This is a genomic window from Citrobacter farmeri (assembly GCF_019048065.1).
GTDB classification, from domain to species: Bacteria; Pseudomonadota; Gammaproteobacteria; order Enterobacterales; family Enterobacteriaceae; genus Citrobacter_A; species Citrobacter_A farmeri.
The window spans coordinates 1,409,995-1,428,588 of record NZ_CP077291.1; the positions used below are offsets into that span (position 1 = coordinate 1,409,995).

Genomic DNA, 18,594 nt, shown 5'->3' on the forward strand with positions numbered 1-18,594 from the left:
TTCATTTCTGGCAGTGATTATTCACTGTGCCATAGCTCTCACTTTCTTTGCGCTTCGCTTGGCTAAATGTAAAAAATTGGTTAAGACTATGATCAGGTCAGACCACTTATTTTATTTTTACAGGGGAGTGTTATGAGTCAGGCTTTACCGCTGGTCACCCGCCAGGGCGATCGCATCGCCATTGTGAGCGGATTACGTACGCCTTTTGCCCGTCAGGCGACCGCCTATCATGGCATTCCCGCCGTCGATCTCGGCAAAATGGTGGTTGGCGAACTGCTTGCACGCAGTGAAATTCCTGCTGATGTCATTGAACAGCTGGTGTTTGGGCAAGTTGTCCAGATGCCGGAAGCGCCGAACATTGCGCGCGAAATCGTACTCGGGACCGGCATGAACGTGCATACCGATGCCTACAGCGTCAGTCGCGCCTGTGCGACCAGTTTTCAGGCCGTAGCAAACGTTGCGGAAAGTCTGATGGCTGGCACCATTCGTGCGGGTATCGCCGGAGGGGCGGACTCGTCTTCGGTGCTGCCCATTGGCGTCAGCAAAAAACTGGCTCGGGTGCTGGTTGATGTTAACAAAGCCCGCACGATGGGACAGCGTCTGAAGCTCTTTTCTCGTCTGCGCTTGCGCGATCTGATGCCCATACCGCCTGCCGTAGCGGAATATTCTACCGGCCTGCGAATGGGCGACACCGCCGAGCAGATGGCGAAAACCTACGGCATTACCCGTGAACAGCAGGACGCTCTGGCGCATCGCTCTCATCAGCGTGCCGCTCAGGCGTGGGCGGAAGGAAAGCTGGCCGATGAGGTGATGACCACTTACACGCCACCTTTTAAAGATCCGTTGTCAGAAGATAACAACATTCGCGGTAATTCCACGCTGGCGGATTATGCCAGACTGCGTCCGGCATTTGACCGGAAACATGGCAGCGTAACGGCGGCAAACAGTACACCACTGACGGATGGCGCGGCGGCAGTCATCCTGATGACGGAATCCCGTGCCAAAGAGTTGGGGCTGGTTCCGCTCGGCTATCTGCGAAGCTACGCGTTTACCGCGATCGATGTCTGGCAGGACATGTTGCTGGGGCCTGCGTGGTCCACGCCGCTGGCGCTGGAACGCGCGGGTATCACCATGGCCGATCTGACGCTTTTCGATATGCACGAAGCCTTCGCCGCGCAGACGCTGGCTAATCTCCAGTTACTTGGCAGCGAGCGCTTTGCGCGTGAGGTGCTCGGTCGGTCCCATGCCACCGGTGAAGTCGATGACAGCAAATTTAATGTACTCGGTGGCTCGATTGCCTATGGACATCCGTTTGCCGCAACGGGCGCGAGGATGATTACACAAACCTTACACGAGTTACGCCGGCGCGGCGGCGGTTTTGGCCTGGTCACCGCCTGTGCGGCGGGGGGACTGGGTGCGGCAATGGTTCTGGAGGCGGAATAATGGAAATGACATCGGCTTTTACGCTTAACGTTCGCCTGGACAATGTCGCCGTCATCTCTGTTGATGTCCCCGGAGAAAAGATGAATACCCTCAAGGCGGAATTTGCCTCGCAGGTCCGGGCCATGCTGAAACAGATCCGCGAAAACAAGGCGATTCGCGGCGTCGTGATCATTTCCGCGAAAGCGGATAATTTCATTGCCGGGGCGGATATTAATATGATTAGTCGCTGCAAAAGCGCGCAGGAAGCGGAAACGCTGGCGCGACAAGGGCAGCAACTGATGGCTGAGATCAACGCGCTGCCGATCCCGGTGGTTGCCGCCATTCACGGTGCCTGTCTGGGCGGTGGGCTTGAACTGGCGCTGGCCTGTCATGCGCGTGTCTGCACAGATGATGCAAAAACCGTACTTGGTTTACCGGAAGTTCAACTCGGGCTGCTGCCAGGTTCTGGTGGCACCCAACGGCTACCACGACGAGTGGGAATCAGTATTGCACTGGATATGATTCTTACCGGTAAACAACTTCGCGCGAAGCAGGCGCTGAAAGCCGGGCTGGTAGATGAGGTGGTTCCGCAGACGATCCTGCTGGACGCTGCCGTGGAATGGGCGAAAAAAGATCGCCCTGGTCATCGACCCCTTCCGGTTCGTGAACGTATTCTGGCGGGTCCACTTGGGCGAGCATTGTTGTTCCGCATGGTCAGCAAGAAAACAGAACAGAAAACCCAGGGAAATTACCCGGCGACAGAACGCATTTTACAGGTGATTGAGACCGGACTGGCACAGGGTAGCAGCAGCGGCTATGACGCGGAAGCGCGCGCGTTTGGCGAGCTGGCGATGACGCCGCAGTCCCAGGCGTTACGCAATATCTTTTTTGCCAGTACGGATGTGAAAAAGGACCCCGGCAGCGAGGTTCCACCCGGACCGCTTAACAGCGTCGGTGTACTCGGCGGTGGGCTGATGGGCGGCGGTATTGCCTACGTCACGGCCTGTAAAGGTGGCTTGCCAGTTCGCATCAAAGACATTAATCCCAAAGGAATCAATCACGCACTGAAATACAGCTGGGACCAGCTTGAAACGAAGGTGCGTCGGCGGCATATCAAAGCCAGTGAGCGTGACAAACAGCTGGCGCTGATTTCGGGGTCGGTGGACTATCGCGGCTTTTGCCATCGCGATCTGGTTATTGAAGCGGTGTTTGAAGATCTGTCGTTAAAACAACAGATGGTGGCAGAAGTTGAGCAAAATTGCGCGTCTCACACCATTTTTGCATCCAATACCTCATCTTTACCTATTGGTGATATTGCGGCAAAAGCGGCCAGACCCGAGCAGGTGATAGGTCTACACTTCTTTAGCCCGGTTGAAAAAATGCCGCTGGTGGAGGTGATTCCGCATGCCACGACGTCGGGGAAAACCATTGCCACCACGGTTAAGTTGGCAAAAAAACAGGGTAAAACACCGATTGTGGTGCGTGATAAGGCCGGGTTCTACGTAAACCGTATTCTTGCGCCATATATCAATGAAGCGATTCGCCTGCTAACCGAAGGCGAGCGGGTCGACCAGATTGACAGCGCACTGGTAAAGTTTGGTTTTCCGGTCGGGCCAATCCAACTTTTGGATGAGGTCGGAATCGACACAGGCACTAAAATTATACCGATACTGGAAGCCGCTTATGGCGAGCGTTTTAGCGCCCCTGCAAATGTTGTTTCATCAATTTTGAATGACGATCGCAAAGGTAGAAAAAATGGTCGGGGTTTCTATCTTTATGGGGCGAAAGGGCGTAAAAGCAAAAAACAGGTCGACCCTGCAATTTATGCGCTTATTGGCGCGCAGGGGCAAAGTCGGCTCTCCCCCCAACAGATGGCGGAACGCTGTGTCATGTTAATGCTCAATGAGGCGGCGCGCTGCTTTGATGAGCAGGTGATCCGTAGTGCGCGCGATGGTGACATCGGCGCGGTGTTTGGTATTGGTTTTCCTCCGTTTCTCGGGGGCCCGTTCCGTTATATGGATGCTCTCGGTGCGGGTGAAGTGGTTGCGGTATTGCAACGTCTGGCTTCGCTGTATGGTCCGCGGTTTACGCCGTGCGACAGGTTGTTACAGATGGCGGAGCGAGGTGAAAGTTTCTGGAAAACAGATGCAACTGACCTGAATGAACAAGGTCAAATGTAAGGTAAATCCGTACTGAATGGTTGTGAGTTGATTAAATTGTAAACACAGATTGACTATACTTACGCCATTGAGGTAAAACACAGCGTTTCATTCAGTGAACGGATAAGGCACAATGCCGGCCACTGCATTACAGCAACCCTGAGGGGTTTTTGCTGGAGTGCGTGTGATTCTGGTTAACAAAAGCGGTGCAATATGCAAGTTTTTATCATGCGTCACGGCGACGCGGCCCTCGATGCCGCCAGTGATTCGGTTCGTCCCTTAACCACCTGTGGTTGTGATGAATCTCGCCTTATGGCGAACTGGCTGAAAGGTCAAAAAGTGGATATCGAACGTGTTCTGGTGAGCCCGTTCCTGCGAGCCGAACAAACGTTGGATGTGGTAGGGGGATGCATGAACCTGCCAGGCAACGTGGATGTTTTGCCGGAGTTGACTCCCTGCGGCGATGTCGGTCTGGTCAGTGCTTATTTGCAAGCTCTGGCCAATGAAGGTGTTGCTACCGCACTGGTGATCTCACACCTCCCGTTAGTGGGCTATCTGGTGTCTGAACTGTGTCCTGGCGAAACGCCGCCGATGTTTACCACCTCAGCGATTGCCTGTGTAACGCTGGATGAAAGTGGAAAAGGGGTTTTCAACTGGCAGATGAGCCCGTGTAACCTCAAAATGGCGAAAGCGATTTAACCTGTCGTCTTATCCTGTATGGGATGAGGTTTGTCGTACTCTCAAAGAGCCGCTGATGCGGCTCTTGTTGTTTTTGCGCTCAGGGGAGTTCCGGCGGTGTCCACTCTTCCACTTCAATCAACACGAGCAACGCGGCATCGCCGCCGTATTCTTTCGGCGCCTGATGGAAGGCCATGACATGGGGATGCTGCGCCAGCCACAGTGGCGTCTGTTGCTTCAGAACATGTTTGCCGTGACCGTGCATCACGCAGGCGCAAAACACGTGTTCCCGTCGGCAGGCGGCAATCAGCGCGCCCAGTTCCTGCTTGGCCTGAAGCTGCGTCAGTCCGTGTAAATCAAGAAACAATTCCGGGGAGTAATCGCCACGGCGCATTTTCTTCAGTTCAAAGTGACTGACGTCAGGACGAACATATTTCACCGGGCCTTCTGTATTCAGCAGCGGCTGAAACTCATCAGAGAAATAGTGGCTGGCATCGGCCTGCTCCGAAAGCAGTCGCTTAACCGGAACCTCAGTGACCTTTTTACGCAGCGGGCGATGAACAATGGTGTCCTGTTTAATCTGACGGGTGCCGGTCATCAACTGCCGGAACAGCGCCTGGTCCTCCTCGCTGAGCGATGTTTTCTTTTTCATTCTGCGGTCTCATCTTTTTTTATTATCCGCTAGTTTACCCGACTCGACGCGGATGCGAATGCTCAAAACGCAATTTTCACCCGCTATCCCCGCGCTTGATTGCTGATTTATCGCCGTCTTCATGGCAAACTAGCCGCCGAAATTAATGCGAGCATGCCCTGGAGGAACAGGTGGATAAAATTTTCGTTGATGAAGCAGTGAGTGATCTGCATACCATTCAGGACATGTTGCGCTGGGCGGTCAGCCGCTTTAGTGCGGCGAATATCTGGTACGGCCATGGTACTGATAACCCATGGGATGAAGCCGTACAGCTGGTGCTGCCCTCACTGTATCTGCCGCTGGATATTCCAGAAGATATGCGCACCGCGCGCCTGACCTCCAGCGAACGCCACCGTATTGTTGAGCGTGTGATCCGTCGTGTGAATGAACGTATCCCGGTGGCCTATCTGACCAATAAAGCCTGGTTCTGCGGCCATGAGTTCTACGTTGATGAACGCGTGCTGGTGCCGCGCTCTCCGATTGGTGAGCTGATCAACAACCGCTTTGCGGGGCTGATTGCACAGCAACCACACCACATACTGGACATGTGCACGGGGAGCGGTTGTATTGCTATTGCCTGCGCCTATGCCTTCCCGGAAGCGGAAGTGGACGCGGTCGATATCTCGGCGGACGCGCTGGCTGTGACTGAACGCAACATTGAAGAACACGGCCTGATCCATCACGTCACGCCTATTCGCTCCGATCTGTTCCGCGACCTGCCTAAAGTTCAGTACAACCTGATCGTGACCAACCCGCCGTACGTTGACGCGGAAGATATGTCCGATCTGCCTAATGAATATCGTCATGAGCCGGAACTGGGGCTGGCGTCCGGCACTGACGGCCTGAAACTCACCCGTCGCATTCTGGGCAATGCGCCGGATTACCTGTCTGATGACGGTATTCTGATTTGTGAAGTCGGTAACAGCATGGTACATCTGATGGAACAATATCCTGATGTGCCGTTCACCTGGCTGGAATTCGACAATGGCGGCGATGGCGTCTTTATGCTGACCAAAGCCGAGTTGATTGCTGCCCGCGAGCACTTCAGCCTCTATAAAGATTAAACAACAACGACAACAACGAGACCGCAATGGCAGGAAATACAATTGGACAACTCTTTCGTGTAACCACCTTCGGCGAATCGCACGGGCTGGCGCTCGGTTGTATCGTCGACGGTGTGCCGCCGGGCATTCCGCTGACGGAAGCTGACCTGCAGCACGATCTCGACAGACGTCGCCCTGGCACGTCGCGTTACACGACGCAGCGTCGCGAACCGGATCAGGTCAAAATCCTTTCCGGCGTGTTTGAAGGCGTAACGACAGGAACCAGCATTGGTCTGCTGATTGAAAATACCGACCAGCGTTCGCAGGATTACAGCGCTATCAAGGATGTGTTTCGTCCCGGACACGCCGATTACACCTACGAGCAAAAATATGGTCTGCGTGATTATCGCGGCGGCGGACGTTCCTCCGCGCGGGAAACCGCGATGCGCGTGGCGGCAGGCGCAATTGCGAAAAAATACCTCGCCGAAAAATTTGGCGTAACCATTCAGGGCTGCCTGACTCAAATGGGCGACATTTCGCTGGCGATCAAAGACTGGTCGCAGGTCGAGCAAAACCCGTTCTTCTGTCCGGACCCGGATAAGATCGAAGCGCTGGATGAACTGATGCGTGCGTTGAAAAAAGAGGGCGATTCCATCGGCGCGAAGGTGACGGTGGTCGCCAGCAGCGTACCGGCGGGGCTGGGGGAACCGGTCTTCGATCGTCTCGATGCTGATATCGCCCATGCACTAATGAGCATTAACGCGGTGAAAGGCGTCGAAATTGGCGACGGGTTTGACGTTGTGGCGCTACGCGGCAGTCAGAACCGTGACGAAATCACCAAAGACGGGTTCCAGAGCAATCACGCTGGCGGTATTCTGGGCGGGATCAGCAGCGGCCAACAGATCGTGGCCCATATGGCGCTGAAACCGACGTCCAGTATTACCGTTCCAGGGCGCACCATTAATCGCTTTGGCGAAGAGGTGGAGATGATCACTAAAGGTCGTCACGATCCGTGCGTGGGGATCCGCGCCGTACCGATCGCAGAAGCGATGTTGGCGATCGTGCTGATGGATCACCTGTTACGTCAACGGGCGCAAAATGCGGATGTCAAAACGGATATTCCACGCTGGTAAGAGATGAAAAAAACCGCGATAGCATTGCTGGCTCTGCTTGCCAGCACGGCCAGCCTGGCGGCGACGCCGTGGCAGAAAATTGCCCAACCGGTGCCGGGCAGCGCGCAGTCAATTGGTGGCTTCTCGAACGGTTGCATTGTGGGGGCGGATACGCTTCCCGTGCAGTCGGATCACTATCAGGTGATGCGCACCGATCAACGCCGTTATTTCGGCCATCCCGATCTGGTGATGTTCATTCAGCGTCTGAGTACACAGGTGAACAATCTTGGGCTGGGAACGGTGCTGATTGGCGATATGGGAATGCCCGCCGGTGGGCGATTTAATAGCGGACATGCCAGCCATCAGACCGGCCTGGATGTGGATATTTTCCTGCAGTTGCCAAAAACGCGCTGGACTCAGGCGCAACTGCTGCGCCCCCAGGCGCTGGATTTGGTCGCCCGTGACGGTAAACATGTCGTGCCCTCGCTGTGGAAACCGGAAATCGCCAGCCTGATTAAGCTGGCGGCGGAAGATAACGATGTCACCCGCATTTTTGTGAATCCTGCCATAAAACAACAACTTTGCCTGGATGCCGGTACCGATCGCGACTGGTTACGTAAAGTGCGACCCTGGTTCCAGCATCGTGCGCATATGCATGTACGATTGCGTTGCCCTGCCGACAGCCTTGAGTGCGAAGATCAGCCTTTGCCTCCTCCGGGCGATGGTTGTGGCGCTGAGCTGCAAAGTTGGTTTGAACCACCAAAACCTGGAACAACAAAGCCTGAGAAGAAGACACCACCTCCGTTGCCGCCTTCCTGCCAGGCGCTACTGGATGAGCATGTACTCTAATGGATAATTTTGCGGACCTGTTTTTGGTCTCTCCGCTGCTGTTGATGGTATTGTTTTTTGTGGCAATGCTGGCTGGATTCATCGACTCACTGGCGGGCGGCGGTGGTCTGTTGACCATCCCTGCGCTGATGGCGGCAGGGATGACTCCCGCGCAGGCGCTGGCGACCAATAAACTACAGGCCTGCGGCGGCTCGATTTCATCTTCAATTTATTTTATTCGCCGTAAAGTGGTAAACCTCGCCGACCAGAAACTCAATATCGCGATGACGTTTATTGGTTCGATGAGCGGCGCGTTGCTGGTGCAACACGTGCAGTCAGACGTGCTACGTCAGGTTTTGCCTGTCCTGGTGATCTGCATTGGTCTCTACTTTTTGCTGATGCCGAAAGTGGGTGAGGAAGACCGGCAGCGTCGCCTGTACGGTCTGCCGTTTGCCCTGGTTGCCGGAGGCTGCGTGGGTTTCTACGATGGCTTCTTTGGCCCGGCGGCAGGCTCCTTTTACGCGTTGTCATTTGTCATGCTGTGCGGCTATAACCTCGCCAAATCGACGGCCCACGCGAAAGTGCTCAATGCCACCTCTAATATTGGCGGTCTGCTGCTGTTTATCATCGGCGGGAAAGTGATTTGGGCCACCGGCTTTGTCATGCTGATCGGACAATTTCTCGGGGCGCGGATGGGCTCGCGACTGGTACTGAGCAAAGGACAAAAGCTGATTCGGCCGATGATCGTCATTGTCTCGGCAGTTATGAGCGCCAAACTTATTTATGATAACCATGGACAGGAGATTCTCCACTGGCTGGGGATGAATTAATGAACAGTACGCACCGCTACGAACAGTTGATTGACATTTTTAACGGCTGCTTTGCCGATGATTTTAATACCCGTCTGATTAAAGGCGACGACGAACCGATCTATCTTCCTGCTGATGCAGAGGTCCCGTATCACCGGATTGTCTTTGCGCATGGCTTTTACGCCAGCGCATTGCATGAGATTTCGCACTGGTGCATTGCCGGAAAGGCGCGCCGCGAATTAGTGGATTTTGGCTACTGGTATTGTCCGGATGGCCGCGATGCGGCGACGCAGGGACAGTTTGAAGATGTAGAAGTGAAACCGCAGGCGTTTGACTGGTTGTTCTGCGTGGCGGCGGGGTATCCGTTTAACGTCAGTTGCGACAACCTGGAAGGCGATTTTGAACCAGACCGTGTGGTGTTCCAGCGTCGGGTTCATGCACAGGTGATGGCGTATCTGGAGAACGGCATTCCCGAACGTCCGGCGCGCTTCATTAAGGCATTGCAGAATTATTATCACACGCCTGAACTTACGGCGGAACAATTCCCGTGGCCAGAAGCGCTCAACTGAAGCCAGCGCCACGTTACAATGAGGAAAGAAGATGATCGCGGAGTTTGAATCACGCATTCTGGCATTAATCGATGACATGGTAGAGCATGCAAGCGATGATGAGCTGTTTGCCAGTGGGTATTTGCGTGGCCACCTGACGTTAGCCGTCGCAGAACTGGAAGGTACTGATGATCATTCCGCTCAGTCCGTCTATGCCAACGTCACCCGCAGTCTGGAAAATGCGATCGGTGCCGGTGAGTTGTCGCCACGCGATCAGGCGTTAGTGAAAGCGATGTGGGACGTGCTGTTCCAGAAAGCCACACAATAATCACATACCGCCATCCGGCCTGGTCAACTTGCCGGATGGCGCGCCTGTTTATCCCATCTGTGTTTTAACCGCTTTACCCTTCAACAGTTTCCGCACCCATAAACGATTGGGATTTAATGCTGCCAGCGTGGCGGCATCCATCGGCACCGGTTCATCACTCATCTGTGAGGCCAGAATTTCTGCGCACAGGGGAGCGGAGCACAGCCCGCGGGAACCCAGCGCACCCAGCATAAACAAATCGTCATACACCGGCGCACTTGCCGCGTCCGCTTTGTTGTTGGCTAAATCGGCGTACTGCACCAGTGTGGCAGTGTAGTCCGGAACGCTTCCCACCATCGGCAAATGGTCGCGGGTGGCGCAACGCACGCCGCAACGCGCCGCGTTGTCGCTGACATCGACCTCTTTGGCCCATTCCGCCGCCGGGAAGCAGTCAATCAGACGCTGTCGATTCTGCTGCTGGTCGTCTTCCCGATACTGCGTCTCTTCACTGCCGCGATGGTAACTGGCACCGATACAGTGCTGCTGATTAGCCGGGTTCTGCGGCGTGAGATAGCCGTCATAGCACAGCACCTGACGGATCCCGCTAAGCCCAGGCGTCGTCGGAATATGGCTTACCTGGCCGGCGACAGCATAGACGGGTAACGGTTGTGTCTGCGTGAAATGGCTAATCTGATGACCGTTAGCCAGGACCACCACCGCATGTTCAGCGCAATTACCGCGCATAAAGTGCAAATCCCAGCCGGATGCAGACTGGTTAAGTGCCACCAGCGAATGCTGATAGTGGCAGCGTAATCCCTGTTTTTCGGCAAGCTGAAGCACGGCTGAGGTTAATTGCGCCGGGCACAGCCAGCCCCCCAGAGGATACGTCACACCGCCACAGTCGGTTTCGACACCGGTAAGCTGCCGTGCCTGTTCAGCATCGACTGCGCTTGCCAGCGCTGAAGGTAAATCCAGCGACAGCATCTGCGCGATTTTCTGCTGACTCTTGTCGTCCCAGCCGAGCTGCGTGACGCCACACCAGTCGTGCTCGAACTCGACGGGGAGGGCGTCATAGAGACGACGGGCGAACGTAAATGCGGCGGGGAAAAAGAAGTTTATTGCCGTGTCGTGTTTGCTGAGAAGAGGGTAGAGCGCTCCCTGACGGTTGCCGGACGCGCCCTGAGCGGGTTTATCATCCGCGCAATAGAGTGTGACCTGCCAACCGCGGCGCAGCAGCGCCAGCGAAAGCAGTGCGCTGGCAATCCCGCCGCCGATGAGGGCAACCTCGCGTTTTTTACTGCCCTGACGGGAAAACCACGGCATTAACGTCGGCAGCGTGAGGGTTTGTTCCATCACGCCGCGAAGCATTTCGCGCTTGCGACCGAAGCCTTTGCATTTCTGCATGGAAAAACCGGCTTCCTGCAAACCGCGACGGACAAATCCGGCAGACGTAAAGGTTGCCAGCGTGCCGCCCGGACGAGCGAGTCTCGCCATCGCGTTAAACAGTTTTGGCGTCCACATATCCGGGTTTTTGGCAGGGGCGAAACCATCAAGAAACCAGGCGTCGACTTGTTGATTCAGGCTGTCATCGAGTTGATCGGTGAGTTCATTGATATCGCCAAACCAGAGATCGAGCGTGACGCGTCCTCCATTCAGCAGCAGACGATGGCACCCCGCCAGCGGCAACGGCCACTGGGCCTGAAGTTGCCCGGCAAACTCGGCCAACTCCGGCCAGTGCTGATGTGCCGCCGTGAGATCGTCGCGGCTCAGCGGAAATTTTTCAAAACTGATGAAATGTAATCTTTGTAGCGTAACGTCGGGCTGCGTAGCGCGAAATGCAGCGAACGCCTGCCAGAGCGTGAGAAAGTTCAGACCGGTGCCGAAGCCGCTCTCCGCAACGATAAACAGCGGGTGAGAATGTGCCGCAAAGCGTTCGGTGATCCGGTTGCCTCCAAGGAAGACATAGCGCGTCTCTTCCAGACCGTTGTCGTTGGAAAAGTAGACGTCGTCAAAATCTCGGGAAACAGGTGTACCCTCAGCGTTGAATTCGAGGTTGGCGGGTTGTATAGCGTATTGTTTCACGTAAGTTACTCGTCTGACAGGCAGTGTCACGATCTTAGCGATGTGTGCCTGGCGGCGCAAATTTCAGTATAAATTGGCTGATCGGACTTGTTCGGCGTACAAGTGTACGCTATTGTGCCAATCGAAACTTACTATAGTGCGATTACAGAGGTATTGAATGAAACGTGCAGTGATTACTGGCTTGGGCATCGTTTCCAGCATCGGTAATAACCAGCAGGAAGTCCTGGCATCTCTGCGTGAAGGACGTTCAGGGATCACTTTTTCTGACGAGTTTAAAGATGCAGGGATGCGTAGCCACGTATGGGGCAACGTCAAACTGGACACCACTGGTTTGATTGACCGTAAGGTGGTTCGTTTCATGAACGATGCCTCTATTTATGCCTATCTCTCCATGCGTGAAGCGATTGCGGATGCAGGCCTGAGTGAAGAAGCCTATCAGAACAACCCGCGCGTTGGCCTGATTGCCGGTTCCGGTGGCTCTTCCAAAGCGCAGGTGTTCGGCGCTGACGCCATGCGTAGCCCGCGTGGCCTGAAAGCGGTTGGCCCGTATGTGGTTACCAAAGCGATGGGCTCCGCGGTTTCCGCCTGCCTCGCGACACCGTTCAAAATTCACGGCGTAAACTACTCAATCAGCTCCGCCTGTGCGACCTCCGCGCACTGCATCGGTAATGCGGTCGAGCAGATCCAACTGGGCAAACAGGACATCGTATTTGCGGGCGGCGGCGAAGAGCTGGGCTGGGAAATGGCCTGTGAGTTCGACGCGATGGGTGCACTATCTACCAAATATAACGACCAGCCTTCTAAAGCTTCTCGTACCTATGACGCGCACCGTGACGGGTTTGTCATCGCAGGCGGCGGCGGTATGGTCGTCGTTGAAGAGCTGGAACACGCACTGGCGCGTGGCGCACATATCTACGCGGAAATCGTGGGCTACGGTGCGACTTCTGATGGTGCTGACATGGTGGCTCCGTCTGGCGAAGGTGCTGTGCGCTGCATGCAGATGGCGATGCACGGCGTTGACACCCCAATTGACTACCTGAACTCCCACGGTACTTCTACACCGGTGGGTGATGTGAAAGAACTGGGGGCGATTCGTGAAGTGTTTGGCGATAACAGCCCGGCGATCTCCGCCACCAAGGCGATGACCGGTCACTCTCTGGGCGCTGCTGGCGTACAGGAAGCGATCTACTCTCTGCTGATGCTGGAACACGGCTTTGTCGCACCAAGCATCAACATCGAAGAGATGGACGAGCAGGCTGCGGGTCTGAACATCGTGACTGAGACTCTCGATCGTGAACTGACTACCGTTATGTCCAACAGCTTCGGCTTCGGCGGCACCAACGCCACGCTGGTAATGCGTAAGCTGAAAGCGTAAGATCGCGGTTGACGAAAAAGGGAGCCAAACGGCTCCCTTTTTACTTTTTAAGCGGTTCGTATTCAGGCGCGATTTCTGCAGACCACGCCCTGGCGCGGGCAATAGCACCTGCATCGTAGATCGGATGTTCAAACTGGTGCGTAAGATCGCGTACGCGATAAATTTTCCATTGGCCATCTTCCCGGCGGGTGTACACCAGTAAATGAATAAGGTGGGTACTGGAATCGCCGAGCCATACTTCCACTTTTTCGCCGCCCAGAAAAGCGCTGGCCGTTCCAGTGCGAAATTTAGCGATCCACTCCGGTGCGTAATCCTGCACGTACATAAAGTAGTCCGAATTCACGATCTCCTGCTCATAAAAATTGTCAATTTGCTTCAGCCTTTGAATAATCTCAGTTGAAACATATTTTTCATAAACAGGGCTAGTGTAATTGATGAGACTCTCATCGTTGTCGCTGGTGTATATCGTCATGTACTGAAGGTAGAATTGATTCACCGCGTTACGACTACTTGTATCATTGTGAACACTACATCCCGATATTAATAAAAGAAGTAATGGGAGAATAAGCCGCATCAGTTCCTCCTGTATATCGTATATTGTGGTTTTGCTGTTCGGTAACCCGGTCCCGCCCACATATCACGTTGCCTGAAATCGGAATACCATTCTTGCCCATCAAAAATGGCCATATGACCGCTGGCATTTCCTCCCGCATAGGGTTGTAAAATGACAACATCGCCTGCTCGCGGAGATTCATAAGGAGAGACGGGTCTGAAACCTGCGTTAATTAAAAGAGAGCCATAATCTTTGGCATGCCCTGTGTGTCCTATATCTATGCCTCCGGCATGGATTGCCTTTCGCGTATATTCAGCACATCGACTGATTGAGTGCGCATGAGCGTGATGTTTTGCATAGTTTGTTGCTGCTCTAATATCCCATGTCATATTATATTCTCCCGGTATTATTACGTGATCCGTTAATTAATTATCACTGAAGCTATGGGGAAAATAGGTAATATGTGCTATAGGGAAAGCTTATAAATAACTCACGCGTATTTTATATATCAATGATATTGATTTTTAAAATACTCGAGAATGATTGCACTTTTATTCTTTTGAATGCGGATGGGGTTCTTCATCGTTGGAAAGGTAGCGCGACGGCCAAATCACGTCCGGCGTTGTTTCCAGCGCGTTGGCAATAATCCATTCTGCGCGAGGCCAGCTACGAACGAAGACGTTGCGCAGGGAGTCTGGTGATAATCCTGCTATACGAGAAAGTTCTCTGAGCGTAATACCTTTTTTTTCAAGTGCACTTTTAATATCTGCACGATGCCAGTCTTGGCTTTTTTCTCTCATTCTGTAATCCTACAAAGATGTGTTATCGGCACCGATATTTTTCAGGGGGTAATATTACAGCGATAAAAGAAGGTGATTTTCTTTTGTCGAATGAATATTGCCAGAATAACCCTGGAATTGCGCGAAAAAAGAAAGATTATTTTTATGTCATTGGTGAAAGGAACGAAATGATGTCTAAAGAATGGCTCACGGTACAGGAATGTATTGGTCTACCTGGTTTTCCCGGTAGCGTCCCCGCTATTCGCAGTCGGCTCAATATCCTGAGTGCAGGTAAAGAAGGCATTAAGCGCAAACGCAGCAAATCGAAGGCATGGGAATACCATATTTCGATTCTCCCCGTGTATGTTCGCCCATACGTTGTGGACAGCGATCCTGAATCAGTGCGGAATGAGGCATCGGCCTGGGAAGCGGAGCCGAAAGAGATTTGGGATATGATGTTCAGACTTCTGACACCAGAACAGCAGCAGCAGGTGACTTATCTGTTTGGCACAAAAGGGATTGGCGCGGTGCTGCCTTCCCTCTTCGACAATAAATCCCACTATTGAGCGTACTGCACGGTTTGCGGTTGACAACTTTAGCCACTCACAGGCAGACTTCAGGCCCATCATTATCTTCCGGATAATGCGTAAGCGTTTGACGTTATCCAACGCACCTTAATCCTGACAGTCAGGTGGAGGGGGCGTGGCATTTCCTCGCCTTACTCTGCATTCTGGAGTAACGCATGACAGCAGTAACCCATAAAGAAAAGACATCTGCAGCGAACACATCGCTTTTTCGCATCGCGTTTGCGGTTTTTTTGACCTACATGACGGTCGGTTTGCCGTTACCCGTCATTCCACTATTTGTCCACCATGAACTGGGCTATGGCAATACGATGGTCGGTATCGCCGTGGGGATTCAGTTTCTGGCCACCGTTTTAACGCGCGGCTATGCCGGACGACTTGCCGATCAATACGGTGCCAAGCGCTCCGCGCTTCAGGGAATGTTTGCCTGCGCGCTGGCGGGCGGCGCATGGCTACTGGCGGCGCTGTTACCCGTTTCTGTGCCGATCAAATTCGCGTTATTAATCGTCGGACGATTGATCCTCGGTTTTGGTGAAAGCCAGTTATTGACCGGAACACTGACCTGGGGACTTGGCCTGGTGGGACCTGCGCGTTCCGGCAAGGTAATGTCGTGGAACGGGATGGCGATTTACGGTGCGCTGGCGGCAGGCGCGCCGCTGGGGCTGCTGATCCACAGCCATTTTGGCTTTGCGGGGCTTGCGGGTACGACAATGGCATTACCGCTATTGGCATGGGCGTTTAACGGAACGGTGCGTAAAGTGCCGGCCCATGCGGGTGAGCGTCCCTCGCTATGGAGCGTGGTGGGGTTGATCTGGAAACCGGGTCTGGGCCTCGCGCTACAAGGCGTAGGATTTGCCGTTATCGGCACCTTTATCTCTCTCTATTTTGCCAGTCATGGCTGGACGATGGCCGGCTTTACGCTGACCGCGTTTGGCGGGGCCTTTGTCATTATGCGCGTACTGTTTGGCTGGATGCCGGACCGTTTTGGCGGGGTCAGGGTAGCTATTGTTTCCCTGCTGATAGAGACCGTCGGGCTGGTACTGCTCTGGCTGGCTCCAACGGCGTGGTTTGCGTTGCTCGGCGCGGCATTAACCGGTGCGGGCTGTTCGCTGATCTTCCCCGCGCTGGGCGTTGAGGTTGTTAAACGCGTACCGTCGCAGGTGCGTGGGACTGCGTTAGGGGGCTATGCCGCATTTCAGGATATCTCTTACGCGGTTACCGGCCCGCTGGCGGGCCTGCTTGCCACGTCCTGTGGCTATCCTTCGGTATTCCTTGCCGGTGCGATTTCGGCGGTGCTGGGGATTGTGGTGACGCTGTTGTCGTTTCGTCGGGGTTAGACGACCAGCCAGAAAATCAGTAACGCGACCAGCAGGGCGATAAACAGCAGTCCGGGACGCGCAGTGAACGATCGTAGCGTCTCGATAACTGGCGCAAACGGACTGTAAATCGGTTGTATGTGGCGCGGATCGTTGAGTTCCCGATCGCGTTCAACGCGCTTCAGGAAGATCTGATTCAGGAGATCCTGTACCTGGGCTGTAGTGAGCACAGTTTGTGGTTGGAGCTGCCAGGTTTGCTGGGCGTAATCTTTCAAACGGGTCAGTTCTTCTGCTTCCAGCGGTTGCTTAAGCGCCGCCTGTAGCGATTGCAGGGTAGGGGCGTGTTGCAGACTCAACGTCTGACGCGCCTGTAGCCAGGTCGCCAGATGGGTGAAATGTTTCGCCGGGATCAGCTCACCGCTTTTCACGCCGGAGAGTTCCAGCATCGATTGCCAGATCAGCTTGCCAGACTCCCCCGTTGCGGCGGCCAGTTTAGTCACCAGTTGATTTAACGTATTGTGTTCTGCGGGTAACAGTGGGCGATCGGTTGCCGGTCGTTGCAGCGGCTGCGGGATCGACAACTGCCCCTGCTGCAAAAGCGTCAGTACGTTTTTAAGCTGTTCCGGCTTGAGTTGACTGAGCGCCGTTTGTCCGTACTGCTGGCGAATGAAATCACTTACCGCCTGGCGGTTGTTTCCCTGACTCAACAATTCTGTCAGCTGCGAAAGCACCTGACGGTTGGCATGATTCTGTTGAGCCGTGTCAAGACGCTGGCTGAGGTTTTGCTCCGCCGCAGGGAAATGGCGCGACAGCAGCGGAGTGTCGCTTTTCACACCGAGATCGTGCTTCATGCCGGCCCACACTTCCGCACTTTGCTGTTGCGTCAGTGAAATCAGGCGGGTTATTAGTCGTTCCAGTACGGTCCGCTGTTGCGTGGAGAGCGGCTGTTCGCCCGCCGTGGAAACCGCTGGTTGCCCTTCACCGGGAGGGCGCGCGGGAGTACCGGAAATGGGTTGCATCATCACTTATCCTTAAACCATCAATCTTAGCAAAGTATGCCTGGCGGCCAGATTATGGCACACTTGCCCGGTTAACTCTCGTTCTCAAACAGGTACGACAGACGTGAAAATTCTCGTTGATGAAAATATGCCTTATGCCCGCGAATTGTTTAGTCGTTTGGGTGAGGTCAAAGCGGTTCCCGGACGCCCCATCCCTGTCGCTGAACTGGATGATGCCGATGCTTTAATGGTGCGTTCTGTCACCAAAGTGAACGCGTCATTGCTGGAGGGAAAAGCCATCAAGTTCGTTGGTACTGCAACTGCGGGTACCGACCATGTGGATGAGAACTGGCTTAAGCAGGCCGGAATCGGCTTTTCAGCGGCTCCTGGCTGCAACGCCATCGCAGTGGTGGAATACGTTTTCTCCTCACTGCTGATGCTGGCGGAGCGTGACGGATTCGCATTACGCGATCGTACCGTCGGGATTGTCGGCGTGGGCAACGTCGGAGGGCGCTTACAGGCACGGCTGGAAGCGCTGGGGATTCGTACGCTGTTATGCGATCCACCGCGTGCGGATCGCGGGGACGAGGGGGATTTCCGCTCGCTTGATGAGCTGGTACAGGAAGCCGACGTCCTGACCTTCCATACGCCGCTGTTTAAAGAAGGGCCTTACAAAACGCTGCATCTGGCCGATGAGGCGCTGCTTAGTCGCCTGAAGCCGGGCGCCATTCTGATTAATGCCTGTCGTGGCGCAGTGGTTGATAATACCGCGCTGCTGGCGCGCCTTAATGCCGGGCAAGAGCTCAGTGTGGTTCTGGATGTCTGGGAAGGCGAGCCGGATCTGAATGTCGATCTGTTGCGTAAGGTTGATGTTGGCACTGCGCACATTGCGGGCTACACGCTGGAAGGCAAGGCGCGCGGCACCACACAGGTCTTTGAAGCCTGGAGCGCATTTATCGGTCGCGAGCAGCATGTCGCGCTGGATACCCTGTTGCCTGCGCCGGAGTTTGGCCGCATTACGCTGCATGGCCCGTTGGATCAGCCGACGCTGAAAAGACTGGTGCATTTGGTGTATGATGTGCGCCGCGACGATGCGCCACTGCGTAACGTTGCCGGAATACCGGGTGAATTTGATAAATTGCGCAAAAATTATCTCGAGCGCCGTGAATGGTCCTCACTGTACGTGATGTGCGACGACGCGGATGCGGCGGCGTTACTGTGTAAACTGGGTTTTAACGCGGTTCATCACCCGGCACGTTAATGTCTTCTTAATGCTCCCTGACGAATAATCGGCAGGGAAGCTTATGCTT

19 protein-coding genes are annotated in these 18,594 nt (G+C 54.4%); 13 read left to right on the forward strand and 6 right to left on the reverse strand.

The window, feature by feature from the left end; all coding sequences use genetic code 11:
* Positions 1–132 precede the first annotated feature (132 nt).
* The 3 genes from fadI (at position 133) to sixA (ending at position 4,280) form a co-directional block, all read left to right on the forward strand.
* Positions 133–1,443 carry an acetyl-CoA C-acyltransferase FadI gene (gene fadI / locus I6L53_RS06595; RefSeq protein ID WP_042317737.1) on the forward strand — a complete coding sequence of 437 codons (1,311 nt, stop codon included), beginning with the start codon at positions 133–135 and terminating at the stop codon, positions 1,441–1,443.
* Positions 1,443–3,602 (forward strand): fatty acid oxidation complex subunit alpha FadJ, encoded by a 2,160-nt coding sequence (gene fadJ, locus I6L53_RS06600; RefSeq protein ID WP_042317738.1) that lies wholly within the window; start codon positions 1,443–1,445, stop codon positions 3,600–3,602. Before fadI ends, fadJ begins: the two co-directional genes overlap by 1 nt.
* A 192-nt stretch (positions 3,603–3,794) precedes the next feature.
* Complete coding sequence (gene sixA / locus I6L53_RS06605; RefSeq protein WP_042317739.1) at positions 3,795–4,280, forward strand: phosphohistidine phosphatase SixA; 486 nt, start codon at positions 3,795–3,797, stop codon at positions 4,278–4,280.
* Between the two features lie 79 nt (positions 4,281–4,359).
* Here the strand turns inward: sixA and smrB are convergent, their stop codons facing one another.
* Positions 4,360–4,911: an endonuclease SmrB gene (gene smrB, locus I6L53_RS06610; protein WP_042317740.1), complete on the reverse strand. Its 552-nt coding sequence runs from the start codon at positions 4,909–4,911 to the stop codon at positions 4,360–4,362.
* A 170-nt stretch (positions 4,912–5,081) separates the two neighbouring features.
* On the opposite strand from smrB, the gene prmB reads away from it, so the two are divergent.
* From prmB to I6L53_RS06640, 6 genes are read left to right on the forward strand one after another with little or no spacing between them, the layout of a single operon-like run.
* Entirely contained in the window at positions 5,082–6,014 is a 933-nt protein-coding gene (prmB, locus tag I6L53_RS06615; protein ID WP_042317741.1) for a 50S ribosomal protein L3 N(5)-glutamine methyltransferase, read from the forward strand.
* A gap of 26 nt (positions 6,015–6,040) precedes the next feature.
* Positions 6,041–7,126 (forward strand): chorismate synthase, encoded by a 1,086-nt coding sequence (gene aroC, locus I6L53_RS06620; RefSeq protein ID WP_042317742.1) that lies wholly within the window; start codon positions 6,041–6,043, stop codon positions 7,124–7,126.
* A 3-nt stretch (positions 7,127–7,129) separates the two neighbouring features.
* Entirely contained in the window at positions 7,130–7,954 is an 825-nt protein-coding gene (gene mepA / locus I6L53_RS06625; protein WP_042317743.1) for a penicillin-insensitive murein endopeptidase, read from the forward strand.
* Positions 7,954–8,763: a sulfite exporter TauE/SafE family protein gene (locus tag I6L53_RS06630; RefSeq protein ID WP_042317744.1), complete on the forward strand. Its 810-nt coding sequence runs from the start codon at positions 7,954–7,956 to the stop codon at positions 8,761–8,763. Before mepA ends, I6L53_RS06630 begins: the two co-directional genes overlap by 1 nt.
* Positions 8,763–9,311, forward strand: a complete 549-nt coding sequence (epmC, locus tag I6L53_RS06635) for an elongation factor P hydroxylase (protein WP_042317745.1) — start codon at positions 8,763–8,765, stop codon at positions 9,309–9,311. The genes I6L53_RS06630 and epmC overlap by 1 nt, the downstream gene beginning before the upstream one ends.
* Positions 9,312–9,342: 31 nt before the next feature.
* Positions 9,343–9,618: a YfcL family protein gene (locus I6L53_RS06640; RefSeq protein ID WP_042317746.1), complete on the forward strand. Its 276-nt coding sequence runs from the start codon at positions 9,343–9,345 to the stop codon at positions 9,616–9,618.
* A gap of 48 nt (positions 9,619–9,666) precedes the next feature.
* Here I6L53_RS06640 and mnmC read toward each other — a convergent pair whose 3' ends face one another.
* A complete protein-coding gene (mnmC, locus tag I6L53_RS06645) occupies positions 9,667–11,679 on the reverse strand; it encodes a bifunctional tRNA (5-methylaminomethyl-2-thiouridine)(34)-methyltransferase MnmC2/FAD-dependent 5-carboxymethylaminomethyl-2-thiouridine(34) oxidoreductase MnmC1 (RefSeq protein WP_042317748.1) in 2,013 nt (670 codons plus the stop codon).
* Positions 11,680–11,836: 157 nt separating this feature from the next.
* Here mnmC and fabB point away from each other — a divergent pair, with 157 nt between their 5' ends.
* A complete protein-coding gene (fabB, locus tag I6L53_RS06650) occupies positions 11,837–13,054 on the forward strand; it encodes a beta-ketoacyl-ACP synthase I (RefSeq protein WP_042317749.1) in 1,218 nt (405 codons plus the stop codon).
* Between the two features lie 40 nt (positions 13,055–13,094).
* Here fabB and I6L53_RS06655 read toward each other — a convergent pair whose 3' ends face one another.
* From I6L53_RS06655 to I6L53_RS06665, 3 genes are all read right to left on the reverse strand, one after another.
* Positions 13,095–13,628, reverse strand: a complete 534-nt coding sequence (locus tag I6L53_RS06655) for a YqhG/Tai3 family protein (RefSeq protein ID WP_042317750.1) — start codon at positions 13,626–13,628, stop codon at positions 13,095–13,097.
* A complete protein-coding gene (locus tag I6L53_RS06660) occupies positions 13,628–13,996 on the reverse strand; it encodes a CHAP domain-containing protein (protein WP_042317751.1) in 369 nt (122 codons plus the stop codon). Before I6L53_RS06660 ends, I6L53_RS06655 begins: the two co-directional genes overlap by 1 nt.
* 162 nt (positions 13,997–14,158) lie before the next feature.
* On the reverse strand, positions 14,159–14,407 hold the full coding sequence (locus tag I6L53_RS06665) for a helix-turn-helix domain-containing protein (RefSeq protein WP_042317753.1): 249 nt from the start codon (positions 14,405–14,407) through the stop codon (positions 14,159–14,161).
* Between the two features lie 170 nt (positions 14,408–14,577).
* Between I6L53_RS06665 and I6L53_RS06670 the strand changes: the two genes are divergently transcribed.
* A complete protein-coding gene (locus I6L53_RS06670) occupies positions 14,578–14,952 on the forward strand; it encodes a MerR family transcriptional regulator (RefSeq protein WP_042317754.1) in 375 nt (124 codons plus the stop codon).
* 176 nt (positions 14,953–15,128) lie between these two features.
* Positions 15,129–16,307, forward strand: a complete 1,179-nt coding sequence (locus I6L53_RS06675) for an MFS transporter (RefSeq protein WP_042317755.1) — start codon at positions 15,129–15,131, stop codon at positions 16,305–16,307.
* Here I6L53_RS06675 and flk read toward each other — a convergent pair.
* The gene (flk, locus tag I6L53_RS06680) at positions 16,304–17,305 is read right to left on the reverse strand and encodes a flagella biosynthesis regulator Flk (RefSeq protein ID WP_042317921.1); all 1,002 of its coding nucleotides are present in this window, start codon (positions 17,303–17,305) and stop codon (positions 16,304–16,306) included. The two genes, I6L53_RS06675 and flk, sit on opposite strands and share 4 nt — an antisense overlap.
* 103 nt (positions 17,306–17,408) lie before the next feature.
* Here flk and pdxB point away from each other — a divergent pair, with 103 nt between their 5' ends.
* Positions 17,409–18,545 (forward strand): 4-phosphoerythronate dehydrogenase PdxB, encoded by a 1,137-nt coding sequence (pdxB, locus tag I6L53_RS06685; RefSeq protein ID WP_042317756.1) that lies wholly within the window; start codon positions 17,409–17,411, stop codon positions 18,543–18,545.
* The last annotated feature ends 49 nt before the right edge of the window (positions 18,546–18,594 follow it).